The 15,289-nt window shown below is 72.0% G+C and carries 12 protein-coding genes; 4 read left to right on the forward strand and 8 right to left on the reverse strand.

Features of this window, described 5'->3' with window-relative positions; translation table 11 throughout:
- Positions 1–49: 49 nt before the first annotated feature.
- Together ACFVWW_RS06570 and ACFVWW_RS06575 are read right to left on the reverse strand one after the other, a co-directional pair.
- Positions 50–1,678 (reverse strand): AMP-binding protein, encoded by a 1,629-nt coding sequence (locus tag ACFVWW_RS06570; RefSeq protein WP_386876274.1) that lies wholly within the window; start codon positions 1,676–1,678, stop codon positions 50–52.
- Positions 1,675–3,372: an AMP-binding protein gene (locus ACFVWW_RS06575; RefSeq protein WP_386876276.1), complete on the reverse strand. Its 1,698-nt coding sequence runs from the start codon at positions 3,370–3,372 to the stop codon at positions 1,675–1,677. Before ACFVWW_RS06575 ends, ACFVWW_RS06570 begins: the two co-directional genes overlap by 4 nt.
- Before the next feature lie 106 nt (positions 3,373–3,478).
- Between ACFVWW_RS06575 and ACFVWW_RS06580 the strand changes: the two genes are divergently transcribed.
- The 3 genes from ACFVWW_RS06580 to lysA all read left to right on the forward strand — a co-directional run bounded on the left by ACFVWW_RS06580 (position 3,479) and on the right by lysA (position 6,245).
- On the forward strand, positions 3,479–4,315 hold the full coding sequence (locus tag ACFVWW_RS06580) for a response regulator transcription factor (protein WP_386876278.1): 837 nt from the start codon (positions 3,479–3,481) through the stop codon (positions 4,313–4,315).
- A 224-nt stretch (positions 4,316–4,539) separates the two neighbouring features.
- Positions 4,540–4,917, forward strand: a complete 378-nt coding sequence (locus tag ACFVWW_RS06585) for an SAV_915 family protein (protein WP_386876280.1) — start codon at positions 4,540–4,542, stop codon at positions 4,915–4,917.
- The gene (gene lysA / locus ACFVWW_RS06590; protein ID WP_386876282.1) at positions 4,914–6,245 is read left to right on the forward strand and encodes a diaminopimelate decarboxylase; all 1,332 of its coding nucleotides are present in this window, start codon (positions 4,914–4,916) and stop codon (positions 6,243–6,245) included. Before ACFVWW_RS06585 ends, lysA begins: the two co-directional genes overlap by 4 nt.
- A 19-nt stretch (positions 6,246–6,264) precedes the next feature.
- Here the strand turns inward: lysA and ACFVWW_RS06595 are convergent, their stop codons facing one another.
- From ACFVWW_RS06595 to ACFVWW_RS06605, 3 genes are all read right to left on the reverse strand, one after another.
- Positions 6,265–7,401 (reverse strand): winged helix DNA-binding domain-containing protein, encoded by a 1,137-nt coding sequence (locus ACFVWW_RS06595; protein WP_386876283.1) that lies wholly within the window; start codon positions 7,399–7,401, stop codon positions 6,265–6,267.
- 153 nt (positions 7,402–7,554) lie between these two features.
- The gene (locus ACFVWW_RS06600; protein ID WP_384329199.1) at positions 7,555–8,424 is read right to left on the reverse strand and encodes a hypothetical protein; all 870 of its coding nucleotides are present in this window, start codon (positions 8,422–8,424) and stop codon (positions 7,555–7,557) included.
- Entirely contained in the window at positions 8,424–9,692 is a 1,269-nt protein-coding gene (locus tag ACFVWW_RS06605) for a VWA domain-containing protein (RefSeq protein ID WP_384329202.1), read from the reverse strand. The genes ACFVWW_RS06600 and ACFVWW_RS06605 overlap by 1 nt, the downstream gene beginning before the upstream one ends.
- Before the next feature lie 295 nt (positions 9,693–9,987).
- On the opposite strand from ACFVWW_RS06605, the gene ACFVWW_RS06610 reads away from it, so the two are divergent.
- Positions 9,988–11,103 (forward strand): lactonase family protein, encoded by a 1,116-nt coding sequence (locus ACFVWW_RS06610; protein ID WP_386876783.1) that lies wholly within the window; start codon positions 9,988–9,990, stop codon positions 11,101–11,103.
- Positions 11,104–11,130: 27 nt separating this feature from the next.
- Here the strand turns inward: ACFVWW_RS06610 and ACFVWW_RS06615 are convergent, their stop codons facing one another.
- The 3 genes from ACFVWW_RS06615 to ACFVWW_RS06625 all read right to left on the reverse strand — a co-directional run bounded on the left by ACFVWW_RS06615 (position 11,131) and on the right by ACFVWW_RS06625 (position 15,287).
- On the reverse strand, positions 11,131–12,282 hold the full coding sequence (locus ACFVWW_RS06615; RefSeq protein WP_384186986.1) for an XdhC family protein: 1,152 nt from the start codon (positions 12,280–12,282) through the stop codon (positions 11,131–11,133).
- Between the two features lie 111 nt (positions 12,283–12,393).
- Positions 12,394–14,808, reverse strand: a complete 2,415-nt coding sequence (locus ACFVWW_RS06620; protein ID WP_386876285.1) for a xanthine dehydrogenase family protein molybdopterin-binding subunit — start codon at positions 14,806–14,808, stop codon at positions 12,394–12,396.
- 5 nt (positions 14,809–14,813) lie between these two features.
- A complete protein-coding gene (locus ACFVWW_RS06625; RefSeq protein ID WP_384186992.1) occupies positions 14,814–15,287 on the reverse strand; it encodes a (2Fe-2S)-binding protein in 474 nt (157 codons plus the stop codon).
- Between the last annotated feature and the right edge of the window lie 2 nt (positions 15,288–15,289).

Raw genomic sequence — 15,289 nt, forward strand, 5'->3', positions numbered from 1 at the left:
AGGAGGCTCATACCATTACTATTCGCCCCTCACCTGTGGCCTGAGCCGGTCAATACACCCGGCCGGAGAACCGCTCCCGCAGCTCGATCTTCCTGACCTTCCCGCTGACCGTCATCGGAAAGGCGTCCACGATCTCCATCCTGCGCGGGATCTTGTAGTGGGCGAGCCGCTCCCGGCAGTACGCCACGAGGTCGTCCAGCGACGGCGGCTGCGCCGGGTCGCGCGGGACGACACAGGCCAGGATCTCTTCGCCGTACGTCTCGTCGGGGACGCCCACCACCTGTACGTCCGCGACCTTCGGGTGACCGTAGAGGAACTCCTCGATCTCCCGTGGATAGACGTTCTCACCGCCTCTGATGATCATGTCCTTGATACGGCCGACGATCTGGGCGTAGCCGTCCGCCCGGATCACCGCGAGATCGCCGGTGTGCATCCAGCGGCCCGCGTCGATGACCTCGGCCGTCCGCTCAGGTTCGTCCCAGTAGCCGAGCATCACGCTGTAGCCGCGGGTGCACAGCTCGCCCGTCTCCCCGCGCGGCAGCGTCACCCCGGTCACCGGGTCGATCACCTTGACCTCGATGTGCGGCAGGGCCCGGCCGACGGTGCCCGTGCGGCGTTCGAGGTCGTCGTCGCGGCGGGTCTGGGTGGAGACCGGGGAGGTCTCGGTCATGCCGTAACAGATCGACACCTCGGCCATGTTCATCTCGGCGACGACCCGCTTCATCACCTCGACCGGGCAGGGTGAGCCCGCCATGATCCCGGTGCGCAGCGAGGAGAGGTCGTACGACGCGAATCCGGCGAGGTTCAGCTCGGCGATGAACATCGTCGGGACGCCGTACAGCGAGGTGCAGCGCTCCTGCTGGACCGCGTGCAGCGTCGCCCCGGCCTCGAAGGAGGGCGCCGGTATGACGATGCACGCGGCGTGCGAGGTGGCACCGATGTTTCCCATGACCATGCCGAAGCAGTGGTAGAACGGAACGGGCAGACAGACCCGGTCCTGCTCGGTGTAGCCGACCGTCTCCCCCACGAAGTAGCCGTTGTTGAGGATGTTGTGGTGGGAGAGGGTGGCGCCCTTGGGGAAGCCGGTGGTGCCCGAGGTGTACTGGATATTGATCGGGTCGTCGCAGGACAGCGCGGCCTCACGCGCCGTCAGCTGATCGGCCGTCACCCCCTCGGCGGCGGACAGCAGTTCGTCCCAGCTCGAGTCTCCGATGTAGTGCACGGCGCGCAGCCCGGGGCAGCGGCCGCGCACCTGCTCGACCAGGGCGCGGTAGTCGCTGCTCCGGTGGGCGAGGGAGGCGGCCAGCACCGAGATCCCCGACTGGTTGAGGACGAACTCCAACTCGTGGGCCCGGTAGGCCGGGTTGATATTCACCATGATGGCGCCGACCCGGGCCGTGGCGTACTGCACGAGGACCCATTCGGGGCAGTTGACGGCCCATATCCCGACCCGGTCGCCCTTCGCGACCCCGCGCCCGAGCAGCGCCCGCGCCAGCTCGTCGACCGCCGCGCCGAACTCCCGGTATGTCCAGCGTCGTCCTGACGGTACGTCGACCAGCGCCTCCCGGTCGGGGAAGGCGGCTGCCGCCCGCCCGAGATTGGCGCCGATCGTGTCACCGAGGAGCGCGGTCGCGCCTGTGCCGTGCGTGTACGAGGGCGCGGTGACCTGAACCGTCATCGCAGGTCCCCCTCGTCGTACTCGGCGGCCGAGCCCTCGGCCGTCCGCTCGCGCAGCTCGATCCGGCGGATCTTCCCGGACACGGTCTTGGGCAGCTCGGCGAACTCCAGGCGGCGGATGCGCTTGTACGGGGCGAGGACCGCGCGCGAGTGGGCGAAGAGCACCTTCGCCGTGTCGGGGCCCGGCTCCCAGCCCTCGGTGAGGACGACATACGCCTTGGGTACGGCCAGCCGCAGCGGATCGGGCGCGGGGACGACCGCCGCCTCCGCCACCGCCTCGTGCTCCAGCAGCGCGCTCTCCAGTTCGAACGGCGAGATCTTGTAGTCGGAGGCCTTGAAGACATCGTCGGACCGGCCGATGTAGGTGATGTAGCCGTCGGCGTCGCGCGAGCCGATGTCGCCGGTCCGGTAGTAGCCGCCGGCCATCGCCTCGGCGGTCCGCTCCGGGTCGCCGTGGTAGCCCGTCATCACCCCGGCAGGATGGACGGCGAGATCGAGGGAGATCTCGCCCTCGTCCACGCCCGGAGCCCCGGTGACCGGGTCGAGCAGCTCCACCTTGAAGCCGGGGGTCGGCCGGCCCATGGACCCGGCCTTGACCGGCTGACCCGGCGAATTGGCGACCTGGACGGCGGTCTCGGTCTGGCCGAAGCCGTCCCTGATCAGCACGCCCCACTCGCGGCGGACCGTCTCGATCACCTCGGGGTTGAGCGGTTCGCCCGCCGCGACCGCCTCACGCGGGCGGGTGCGCAGCTGGGACAGATCGGCCTGGATCAGCATCCGCCACACGGTGGGCGGGGCGCAGAAGCTGGTGACCCCGGCGCGGTCCATCTCCGCCATCAGCCTGGCCGGGTCGAAGCGGGTGTAGTTGTGGATGAAGACGGTCGCCTCGGCGTTCCAGGGGGCGAAGAGGTTCGACCAGGCGTGCTTGGCCCAGCCGGGTGAGGCGATGTTCAGATGGACATCGCCCGGCTTGAGCCCGATCCAGTACATCGTGGCCAGATGGCCGACCGGATACGAGACATGGGTGTGCTCGACCAGCTTGGGACGGTCGGTCGTGCCGGAGGTGAAGTAGAGCATCAGCGGATCGTCCGCATGGGTGACGCCGTCGGGCTCGAAGGTGTCCGGCCGGTCGTATACGTCCTCGTACGGCAGCCAGCTCTCGTCGGCGCCGCCGCCCACCGCGATCCGGGTGAAGTCGCCCGGGACCTCCGCGAACTTCGCGGTGTCCTCGGAGCGGACGATCACATGGCCGGCCCGGCCGCGCTCGATACGGTCGCGCAGATCGGCGGGGCCGAGCAGCGGCGTCGCGGGGATGACGACGGCCCGCAGCTTCATCGCGGCGAGCGCGGTCTCCCACAGCTCGGCCTGGTTGCCGAGCATGACGACGATCCGGTCCTCCGCCCGTACGCCCTGCTCACGCAGCCAGTTCGCGGTCCGGTTGGAGCGGGCGGACATCTCGGCGAAGGTGAAACGGGAGCTGCGCCCGTCCTCCTCGACGATGTGCAGGGCGATACGGTCATTGTCCTCGGCGATCCGGTCGAACCAGTCCAGCGCCCAGTTGAAGCGCTCGGGACGCGGCCAGGCGAAGCCCTCGTACGCCGTCGCGTAGTCCTCCCGGTGCGCCAGGAGGAAGTCCCGGGCCGCCCGGAACTGCTCGGTCGGACTGCTTTCCGTCCGCGCCGTCCTCGCCGTCATATGTCCTCCTCATTGCCGGACCCCTCGCCGCCATCGTGTAATCAGTGACGTGGGTCTCACCACCCCCGGACGGGGGTGGCGGCGGACACGGCGGGAGGAAGCGGGCATGGCCGAAGCGGTCGAGGCGGTGGAGATGCGGGCGGCGCTTCAACGGCTGCGCGCGGCGACCGGGCTGCCGGTGGCCTTCGGCGGGCTGCTGCACGACGTGGGGCGGCTGCGTATCGCCGAGCTGAACGGCGCGGCGACGGGCGCGCTGCGCGGCCTCGCGATCTCGTCGGGCAACGGTCTGGGCGGCAAGTCGATCGCCCTGTCGCGGCCGTGCGCGGTGACCGACTACCGCGTGGCGCGGCAGATCAGTCATGAGTACGACGCGGCGGTGGCGGCGGAGGGCCTGCGCTCGGTGCTCGCGGTGCCCGTGGTCGTGCGCCGCACGGTGCGCGGGGTGCTGTACGGCGCGCTGCGCAGCGCCCTGCCGATAGGCGAGCGCACCTTCGACGCGGCGGTCGCGGCGGCGCGGGACGTGGAACAGGCCCTGGTCGTACGGGACGAGGTGCGGCGGCTGCTCTCGGTGACCCGCGATCCCGAGCCGGGCCCGGGGGCCTGGGAGGAGGTCCGCGCGGCCCACAGCGAGCTGCGGGCGCTGGCACCCCGGATCGTCGACCCGGACCTGCGCGACGAGCTGCTCACCGTCTGCGGCCGGCTGGCGGGGGCGACGGGCGTGCCGGGCGTGCCGCCACGCGGGATGCCCGTGACCCTGGCACCGCGTGAGCTGGACGTCCTGGGCTGCGTCGCCGCGGGCTCGACCAACGCGACGGCCGCCGAACTGCTGGGCCTGCGCCCGGAGACGGTGAAGGGCTATCTGCGCGCGGCGATGCGCAAACTGGGCGCGCACACCCGTCTGGAGGCGGTGGTGGCGGCGCGGCGGGCGGGTCTGCTGCCGTAGAGATCCCGCGCCACGGGAATCCCCCACCGTGGATCCCCCACCCCGGGGATCTCCCGGCCGGGGAACAGGGCCGGGGAACAGGACCGGGGAACAGGGCCGGCGCCAGAAGTGCGTCAAAATGCGGCCTTGCCTGATCAACGCCGCGTCATGGTCCCGGCGATCCGTATCCCGGCGGGCATAGCTTCCAGGAGTCAGACAGCGATCGACTCCCCTGGGAGGACACCATGGAGCGCCTCACATCCGAGGACGCGGACGAGGGTTCGGACCCCGATCCCGACCGACCTCACGCGGCCGGGCCGCTGTACGTACCCGTACGGCTCTGCTCGGCCGGAGGACACCAGCTGCGGTTCGCGCGCACCCCGCTCGGCGCGCGGACCGCGATCGGCTTCACCAGCCGCCGGCGGCTGGCCGCCGTCCTCGGTGAGCAGCAGCGGTGGATCAGGCTCGCGGAGCCCGCGCTGCGTGCGCTCGCCGAGCCGCTCGGCGCGGCCCTGGTCACGGTGGACCCGCAGCTGTCGGCTCCCGCCGTCGGCCCCCGGCCCGCGACAAGCCAGCCTTGTGCGCGCCGCGCCCAGGATCTGCCGGAGGCGATGCCCGTATGACCACAGAACCGCGGCTGCGGATCAGCGAGTTGGACATCCCGACGGTCTGGCCCGCGTCCGCCGTCGTCGCGCCGGGCGGTGATATCGCGGTGGCCGGGGTGTCCCTCGCCGAACTGGCCGAGCGCTACGGCACCCCGGCGTACGTCCTCGACGAGGGCGAGGTGCGGGCCCGCGCCAGGGCGTGGCGGCAGGCCCTGCCCGGGGCCGAGGTCGTCTACGCCGCCAAGGCGTTCCTGTGCCGGGCCGTCGTCGACTGGATGGAGGAGGAGGGCCTCGGCCTCGATGTCTGCTCCGCCGGTGAACTGGAGCTGGCCGCCACCCGCGGCTTCCCGCCCGAGCGCATCGTGCTGCACGGCAACGCCAAGTCCCCGCAGGATCTGCGGACGGCGCTGCGCCTCGGTGTCGGCAGGATCGTCATCGACTCGGGCTGCGAGATAGCGCGGCTCGCGGCGCAGGTGCCGGGGCCCGGCTCCCAGCGGGTGCTGGTCCGGGTGCTGCCCGGGATCGAGGCGGGCGCGCACCGCAAGATCCGTACGGGAGCGGAGGGGCAGAAGTTCGGTCTGTCCCTCGCGGACGGCGACGCGGAGGAGGCCGTCGCCCGGATCCTCGGTCAGCCCCGGCTCGAACTGGCCGGCCTGCACTGCCATCTGGGCTCGCAGATCACCGAGGCGGAGCCGTACGCCGAAGCCGTACGGCGCGTCGTCGCCTTCCTGGCGCGCATCAGGGACCGGTACGGCGTGACGCTGCCCGAGCTGGACCTCGGCGGCGGTTTCGCGGTGGCGTATCTGCCGGGTGATCCGGCGCCGGCGCCGGCGGTGTACGGACAGCTGATCACCGGCGCCCTGGCGCGGGCCTGCGCGGAGCACGCTCTGCCGGTCCCCCGGCTGACCGTGGAGCCGGGCCGCTCGGTCGTGGCGCCGGCCGGGATCGCGCTCTACCGGGTGCTGTCGGTGAAGCGCACCGGCGGCCGGGTCTTCGTCGCCGTCGACGGCGGGATGAGCGACAATCCGAGGCCCGCGCTGTACGGCGCGCGCTACACGGTCCGCAGGGTGGGCCGCGCGTCCACGGCTCCGATGCGGGCGGCGACGGTCGTCGGCCGGCACTGCGAGGCGGGCGATGTGCTCGCGGAGTCGGTGGAGCTGCCCGAGGACATCCGGCCCGGCGACATACTGGCGGTGCCGGCCGCCGGGGCGTACCAGGTGTCGATGGCGTCGGGGTACAACATGACGGGCCGCCCGCCGGTGGTGGCGGTCTCCGGGGGGAGATCGCGGCTGCTGGTCCGGCGGGAGAATTTCGAGGATCTGCGCGGCCGGGACGTCGGGCTCTGAGCGGCCGGCGCCCGCGCGGTCAGCGCGGGAGGTCCGCGAGGTCCCCGAACCGGATGTCGTACGAGGTGGCCGGGGTCATGGTGGTGAGCATCCGCTCCCCCTCCCCGGCCACCTCCCGTCGCTGCTCGCGCGTGAGCGTGGCGAACGGCTGGACGGTCAGCGTCGCGGTACCGGCCGTCTGTGCCAGCTGCCAGATCCCGGCCAGGAACCCGTCGACCAGCAGCGTGCGGTGCGCCGTATTGCCGTGCGACGCGCGTCCCCGGTGGGCGGGCGGAACGACCCGGGTGCGGTCGGCGTGCGACAGCAGCAGATTGTCGAACTCGGGCAGGAAGCGCGGCGGCGCCGGGGTGTCCTCGTCGGGGCGCGGCGCGTCCGGCAGATCGAACAGCTCGACGCCGTTCTCGTCCTGGAAGGTCAGGAGCCCGGGCCGCAGCCGCTCGAAGGCGTCCGTCAGCCGGGTGAGCCCCGACCACATCTGCATGTCCTTGACGGAGGCCGGGCCGAAGGCCGCGAGATAGCGCGCGACGGTCGCGTCCGGCGCGGGCGCGGGCTCCGCGGGCCGGCCGAACCAGTGCTCGGCGGTGGTCAGCGTGACCTGCCCGCTGCGGCCCCACAGCCCGCGCGGGGTGGTCTGTACGAGCGGCAGCAGACAGCGGGCGGCGACGGTGAGGGCGAACGGCTCGGCGTCGGGCCACTCGTTCACCAGGGCTTCCCGCAGCTCCTTCAGCGGCCGGGGCCGCTCCTCGACCAGTTCCCGGCTGACGGCGGCGAGCCGTTCCAGGTCCACGCCGGTCAGCCCGGAACGGAACGCCCTCAGCTCCCGCTCACGGGCGGCCTGGACGAGCGGGCGCAGGGTCAGGCAGTCGTCGGCGGTGTGCGTGTGGATGGTGGAGCGCATCGTGACCAGCCGGCCGACCGCGCGGGAGGCCATCAGGCCGGACAGCTCCTCGGGGACGAAGCCCGCCAGCCGGGCGGCGAGCTGGAAGTACGGCGGTGTGACGTTCTGGGCCTGGAGTCCGAGGAGATGCGTGACGGCGTCCTTGGCGGACAGGGCGGAGCGGCGCAGCAGGAGCTGGCGCTCCAGGGTGGCCCGGTTGAGGGCGCGGGTGGTGAGCACGGGGTGCGTCGCCGGGTGCTTCGTCGTCTTCGAGGCCATGTCCGCACGCTACCGAGCATTGCGGACAGCTTCTGTCCTCATTGCGGGACAGCTTCTGTCCTCATCTGCGGTCGCCATTTCCGGCAGCGGCGGCCCGGGTTTCCCCGGGCCGCCGCCCTCTCAGGTCACACAGGTCGCGTCATCGCGCGCGGGTCACACCCCCGCCGGACGGCGGGAGGGGCGCGCGAGGGTGTAGCCGGCGATGGCCGCGAGCGCGCCGAGCACGCCCCCGGCCGCGGTCCAGATCCAGCGGTCCGACCACCAGCCGGAGGACCAGCCGTCCGCCGGCTCGACGCCGGACGCGGCCAGCTGGGCCCCGTCGGCCGACCCGCCGCCGTCCCCGTTCCGGGAGACGGTGGTACGGCCCGGCGTCAGCGGAACGGCCAGTTGGCCGTCGACCGCGTGGGCTCCGCCCGCGTCCGCCGCGTCGGCCTCGATCTCCGCCCGCACCGGCAGACCGAGGTCCGCCTCCTGCGCGTTGACGACCGTCAGGCGTACGTAGTAGCTGCCGGGCAGCGGCTCGTTGGCCCACGGCTCGGCCCAGGCCCGTACCGTACGCAGCGTGCAGCGCAGCTCGACCGTGGCCGCGTCGGCCGCGACCGCCCTGGTCTGGGCTCCGTACACGCACGGCTGGCGGCGGCGCAGTCCGTCGTAGACATCCACCTGCCAGGCGGCCGCGCCCTTCCTGGCGGCGGATTCGGGAAGCGTGACCTTGGCGGTCACGGTCGGGCGCTGCCCCGCGTCGGCGGGGAACACCCAGTAGAGGTAGTCACCCGTGGAGGCGTCGGCCGTGGCCCGCTGGCCCGGCCGGAAGGCGGCGGCCGTACGGAAGGACGTGCCGGCCTCGGTCGGCCCCGTCGCGCTGTCGGAGCCCTCCGAACCGTCCGAGGAGTCCGAGGTAGGCGTCGAGTCCGTCGAGTCGGAAGAAGGCGTCGGGGACTCGTCGGCCATGGTGCAGCCCGCCGTGCCGAGAAGCAGCACGCCGGCCAGCAGGGATCCGGTGAACATGCCGGTGATACGCATCAGTTGGTCCTCCGGACGACACGCAGGCGGGAGATCCAGCCCCAGAGCAGTCCGGCGACGAGGCCGGTGAGGACCAGCAGGCCGAGCAGCCACCAGCCGCGGCCGAGACCGAACGCGGCGACGTCGGAGGGCTCGTCGGGCGAGTCCACCAGGTCGACGGTCAGTTCGATGGGCAGGCCGGGGGTGGTCTTCACGGAGTCGGGCGCCGAGAAGGCGTTGCTGACCTGGAGACAGACCGTCTCGGCCGCCGGCTTCACGTCGTCGGCGTCGTCGATCTGCGGCTTCGGATAGCGCAGGCCGGCCGAGATCACATCGGTGCGTCCGTCGCCCGCTTCCGAGCCGCGGACTATTTCCCTGCCGTGCACGGTCACGGCGCGCAGGAGTACGCCGTAGTCGTTGTCGACGGCGCGGTCGGCGCCGACGCTCACCGAGGCGCGCAGTTCCTGCCCGGGCAGGACGTCGACGCGGTACCAGCGGTGCTCGGAGAACTTCTCGCGGTCGCTGTACAGACCGGGCTGGAGCTGGGGGGCGTCGGCGCAGCGCCCGGCGCCTTCGGTCGCGACCGGGGTGACGACCGGGTCGGCGGCCCGGTCCACCAACTGGGAGACACGGCCGGAGAGTTCATCGGTGTGCCGCACCGAGGTGTAAGTGCCGCCGGTGGCCTCGGCGATACAGGTCAGCTGCCGCTGGGTCTTGGCGTCGGGCACGAGACCCAGGGTGTCGATGACGAGGTGGATGCCCTTGGCCGCGATGTCGCGCGCGACCTCGCAGGGGTCGAGCGGGGCGCAGGTGTCCTCGCCGTCGGTGATGAGGACGATCCGGCGGGTGCCGTCACCGCCTTCGAGGTCCTCGGCCGCGCCGAGGAGGGCGGGGCCGATCGGTGTCCACCCCGTGGGGGCGAGCGTGGCGACGGCGGTCTTCGCCTCGGTGCGGTCCAGCGGGCCGACCGGGTACAGCTGCCGGGTGTCCTTGCAGCCGACCTTGGTGTCCTTGCCGGGGTAGTTGGCTCCGAGGGTGCGGATGCCCAGCTCCACCCCCTCAGGCACCGCGTCCAGCACCTCGTTGAACGCTTGCTTGGCCGCCGCCATCCGGGACTGGCCGTCGATGTCGCGGGCCCGCATCGAGCCGCTGACATCGAGGACGAGATCGACCTTCGCGGCCGGTTTTCCGGTGGGTTCGTCGGCTGCGGCAGCGGGAGGGAAGAGCCCGACGGCCAGGGTGGCCACCAGTCCGCACACGGCGGCTGCCGACCGTCTACTTATGATCATCGCCGGATGATAGTGAGAATCGGGCACGGAACCAAACGAGAACTGACGCACCGTCAACTCTCTTCTCGGTGCGTGTGGGAGGAGAGGTCCTCTTGTCGCCGTCGGCGGATCGGGGCCACTGTATGTGTCGCTCGAACCCCACATGTCACACCCCCCACCACCGACATCCGAGGTGACCGGAATGAGCAGCAACACGGAACCGGCAGCGCGATCAACGGCCTCCACACCGACCGGAGCGACCACGGCAGCCGGAATATCCAGAGCGTCCACGGGCGGCCTGAGCCGCCGCCGCTTCATGGGGGTGCTCGCCGCGACCTCGGCCGTCGTGGCGGTCCCCGTGCCCACCGGCGCCGTGGCCGCGCCTTCCCGCACGCGCGCCGCGACCCGGCCGCTGTTCCTCGGGACGTACACCTCCACCCCGGGAGGCGGCACCGGGGTCGGCCTCGCGACGTACGACTCCGAGACGGGCGCGATCTCGGGCACCGGCACGCTCGCGGGCGTCGACAACCCCTCGTATTTCGCCGTGCACCCCGACGGCTCCACGCTCTACACCGTCAACGAGCAGCAGGACGGCGGTGTCACGGCGATCTCGCTGTCCGGGGACGGCGGCCCCACGGTCCTGGGCACCCGCTCCACGGGCGGGGCCGGGCCCACCCATCTGTCGGTGCACCCGGGCGGCCAGTGGCTGCTGAGCGCCAACTACACCTCCGGCAGCGTGGCCGTACACCCCATCGGGGCCTCCGGCGCGCTCGGTGAGCGTACGGATCTGGTCACGCACTCCGCTCCGCCGCCCGGCCCCGGCCAGAACGGCCCGCACGCCCACCAGATCGTCACCACCCCGGACGGCGGCCATGTCGTCGCCGTCGATCTGGGCAACGACACCGTCTACACCTACCGCCTCGACACATCGGCCGGCACGCTCACCCAGGTCTCGCACGCGACCCTGCCGCCCGGCGCGGGGCCCCGCCATCTCGCCTTCCACCCGTCGGGCCTGTTCGCCTATCTGGCCGACGAGCTGGCCAACGCCGTCACCGTCTGCGCGTACGACCCCGGGACCGGTGAACTCACGCCCGGGGAGCCGCAGTCCACCGGATCGGGCAGCGGCTTCCCGTCCCAGCTGGTGGTCACCGGCAACGGCGCCTTCGCCTATCTGGCCAACCGTGGCCCCAACAGCCTGACCCGGTACGCCATCGAGGCGGACGGCGCGGAGCTGCGGCTGCTGGACACCGTCCCGGTCGGCGGCGACTACCCCCGGCAGCTCGCCCTCTCCCCCGCCGGGAACCTGCTGTTCGCCGCGAACCAGCGGTCGAACTCGGTGACGGTCTTCCATGTCGACCAGGACACCGGTGAACTGCGCTCGGCGGGCGCACCGTTCATGTCCCCGGTGGCGGTCTGCACCCTGCCGCTCTAGGGCTGAAAACCCCGGCGCCGGTCCGCGTCAGGCGACGGATCCGATCCGTCCCGCCGGCGCGGACCGGCTGTCGTGGTGGATCGGGGTGTGCGCGCCCGTGAGTGAGACACCGCTGCCGCCCCGCCTGACCGCGACGATCTCCGCCGCGATCGACAGCGCGGTCTCCTCGGGGGTACGGGCTCCGAGGTCCAGCCCGATCGGCGAGTGCAGCCGGGCCAGTTCCAGTTCGGTGACACCGATCTCGCGCAGCCGCTCGGCGCGGTCCTCGTGGGTACGCCGGGAGCCCATCGCGCCGACGAAGGCGACCGGAAGCCGCAGGGCCCGTTCGAGCAGGGGCACATCGAACTTGGCGTCATGGGTGAGCACGCAGAGCACCGTACGGCCGTCGACCTCGGTCGACTCCAGATAGCGGTGCGGCCACGCGACGACGATCTCGTCGGCGTCGGGAAAGCGGGCCGCCGTGGTGAAGACGGGGCGCGCGTCGCACACCGTCACGTGATAGCCGAGGAATTTTCCGGCCCTGACCAGCGCCGAGGCGAAGTCGATGGCCCCGAAGACAATCATGCGCGGGGGCGGGACGCTCGACTCGACGAGCAGCGTCAGCGGCCGTCCGCAGCGCGCTCCCCGCTCGCCGATCTCGAGCGTGCCGGTGCGGCCGCCGTCCAGCATGGCGCGGGCCTCGCCCGCCGCCGTGCGGTCCAGCTCGGGGTGGCCGCCGAGGCCGCCCTCGTACGATCCGCCGGGGCGCACCAGCAGGGCGCGGCCGAGCAGTCCGGCCGGCCCCGCGGTGATGCGCGCGAGCGCCGCCGCCTCCCCCCGGGCCGCGGCGGCCAGCGCCGCCGCGAACACCGGTCTGACGGCGGAGTCCGCGCGTATTGGTGTCACCAGGATGTCGATGACGCCGCCGCAGCTCAGCCCCACGGCGAAGGCGTCCTCGTCGCTGTAGCCGAAGCGTTCGAGGACGGTCTCGCCGTCTTTGAGGGCCTGTTGGCACAGGTCGTACACGGCCCCCTCCACGCATCCGCCGGAGACCGAGCCGATCGCCGTGCCCGCGCTGTCGACGGCGAGCGCGGCTCCCGGCCGGCGGGGCGCGCTGCCGCCGACCGCCACGACCGTGGCGACGGCGACGTCCCGTCCCTGCTCGACCCACCGGTGCAGCTCTTCGGCGATGTCCAGCATGCCGGTCTCCTCAAGGGTCTGGTGCGGTGGCGCGGAGGACTGACCTGATCGCGACGTGGGGCACCCGCGGAGGTGCCGCGTTCTCCGTTGTCCCGTCGAGGACGCCGGGGGTCAAGTGCCGGTGAGGTGCTCGGGCCGTACCGGCGTCCTGTTCAGTTCGAGACCCGTCGCGTTCCTGATGGCCGCGAGGACCGCGGGGGTGGACGACAGGGTCGGTGCCTCACCGACACCGCGCAGTCCGTACGGCGCGTGGTCGTCGGCCAGTTCGAGTACGTCGACGGGGATGGTCGGCGTGTCGAGGATGGTCGGGATCAGATAGTCCGTGAAGGACGGGTTGCGCACCTTCGCGGTCACGGGATCGACGATGATCTCCTCCATGACCGCCATGCCCAGCCCCTGGGTGGTGCCCCCCTGGATCTGGCCGACGACGGACAGGGGGTTGAGTGCCTTGCCGACGTCCTGGGCGACGGCCAGTTCGACGACCTTGACCAGTCCGAGTTCGGTGTCGACCTCGACCACCGCGCGGTGCGCGGCGAACGAGTACTGGACATGGCCGTTGCCCTGTCCCGTACGGAGGTCGAAGGGCTCGGTCGGACGGTGGCGCCACTCCAGCTCCACGTCCACCACCTCGCCTTCGAGTACGTCCGCCAGACTCGCGAGGACCTCGCCGCCGTCGGTGACGACCTTGCCGCCTTCGAGCAGCAGCTCGGCGGTGGCCCAGGCGGGGTGGTACGTACCGAACTTGCGCCGGCCCATCTCCAGGACCTTTTCCCGGACGTTCTCGCAGGCGTGCTTCACCGCGCCGCCCGTGACATACGTCTGACGGGAGGCGGAGGTGGATCCCGCCGAGCCGACCTGGGTGTCCGCCGGCTGGATGGTGACCTGTGTGACGCCGAGTTCCGTACGGGCGATCTGCGCGTGGACGGTGACCCCGCCCTGGCCGACCTCGGCCATCGCGGTGTGCACGACGGCGACCGGCTCCGCGCCGATCACTTCGAGACGGACCCGCGCGGTGGAGTAGTCGTCGAAGCCCTCGGAGAAACCGACGTTCTTGATGCCGACCGCGTAGCCCACGCCCCGGACGACACCCTCGCCGTGTGTGGTGTTGGAGAGGCCGCCGGGCAGCTCCCGTACGTCCGCCGCCTCGCCGGCCGCGAGCCACTGCTGCTCGGGCGGGAGCGGCCTGGCCTTGACGCGGCGCAGCAGTTCGGCGACGGGGGCCGGGGAGTCGACCCGCTGTCCCGTCGGCAGGAGCGTGCCCTGCTCCATGGCGTTGAGCTGACGGAACTCCACCGGGTCCATACCCAGCTCCGCCGCCAGCTTGTCCATCTGCGCCTCGTAGGCGAAGCACGCCTGGACCGCGCCGAAGCCGCGCATCGCCCCGCAGGGCGGGTTGTTGGTGTAGAGCGCGATGGCCTCGATGTCGACGTCCTCGACGACATAGGGGCCCACCGAGAGGGACGAGGCGTTGCCGACGACGGCCGGGGAGGCGGAGGCGTACGCGCCGCCGTCCAGCACGATCCGGCACCTCATGTGCGTGATCTTGCCGTCGCGGGTCGCGCCGTGCTCGTACCAGAGCTTCGCGGGGTGGCGGTGGACATGGCCGAAGAAGGACTCGAACCGGTTGTAGACGATTTTGACCGGCTTGCCGGTGCGCAGCGCCAGCAGACAGGCGTGGATCTGCATCGACAGGTCCTCCCGGCCGCCGAAGGCTCCGCCGACGCCCGAGAGCGTCATCCGGACCTTGTCCTCGGGCAGGCCGAGGACGGGGGCGATCTGGCGGAGGTCGGAGTGCAGCCACTGGGTGGCGACGTACAGGTCGACGCCGCCGTCCTCGGCGGGTACCGCGAGGCCGGACTCCGGGCCGAGGAACGCCTGATCCTGCATGCCGAAGACATAGTCGCCGGAGACGATCACATCGGCGCGCTCGGCGGCCCGGTCCGCGTCGCCGCGCACGATGGGCTGGCGGTGGAGGATGTTGGGGTGCGGGACATGGCCGATGTAGTGGTCCTCGCGCCCCTCGTGGACCAGCGGCGCGCCGGGGGCGGTCGCCGAGGCCTCGTCGGTGATGACGGGCAGTTCGGCGTACTCGATCCGGATCTTGGCGGCGGCGCGGCGCGCGGTCTCCGGGTGGTCGGCGGCGATCAGGGCCACCGGCTCGCCGTGGTGGCGGACCTTTCCATGGGCGAGGACCGGGGTGTCCTGGATCTCCAGACCGTAGTTCTTCACCTCGGTCGGCAGATCGTCGTAGGTCAGTACGGCGTAGACCCCGGGCGTCGCGAGCGCCTCGGCGGTGTCGATGGACCTGATCTCGGCGTGCGCCACGGTGGAGCGCAGGGTGTGTCCCCACACCATGTCTTCGTGCCACATGTCGGAGGAGTACGCGAACTCACCGGTGACCTTGAGGGTGCCGTCGGGGCGGAGCGTCGACTCACCGATGCCGCCCTTGGTGGGCGTGCCCTGGGTGAGGCCGGTGGGGTAGGGGGAGCGGCCGGGAACGGCAGCGGCCCGTGGATTCTGCGCCATGGCAGTCAGACCGCCTCTTCCTGACGGGCGGCCGCGAGGCGGACCGCGTCGAGGATCTTCTCGTAACCGGTGCAACGGCAGAGGTTGCCCGAGAGGGCCTCGCGGATGTCCGCGTCGCTCGGTGAGGGGTTGCGCTCCAGCATCTCGTCGGCCGCGACCAGCAGCCCGGGGGTGCAGAAACCGCACTGCACGGCGCCCGCGTCGATGAAGGCCTGCTGCACCGGGGAGAGTTCGCCGTCCGCCGCCAGGCCCTCGACGGTAACCACCTCGCGGCCCTCGGCCTGACCGGCCGCCACCAGGCAGGAACAGACCGGGACGCCGTCGAGCCGTACCGTACAGGAGCCGCATTCGCCCTGCTCACAGGCGTTCTTGGAGCCGGGAAAGCCCATGCGCTCACGCAGGACGTAGAGCAGGCTCTCGCCCTCCCAGACGTCGTCGGCTTCCTGCTCGCGGCCGTTGACCGTGAAATGTACGCGCATGG

The organism is Streptomyces sp. NPDC058198 (assembly GCF_042882605.1).
GTDB lineage: Bacteria > Actinomycetota > Actinomycetes > Streptomycetales > Streptomycetaceae > Streptomyces.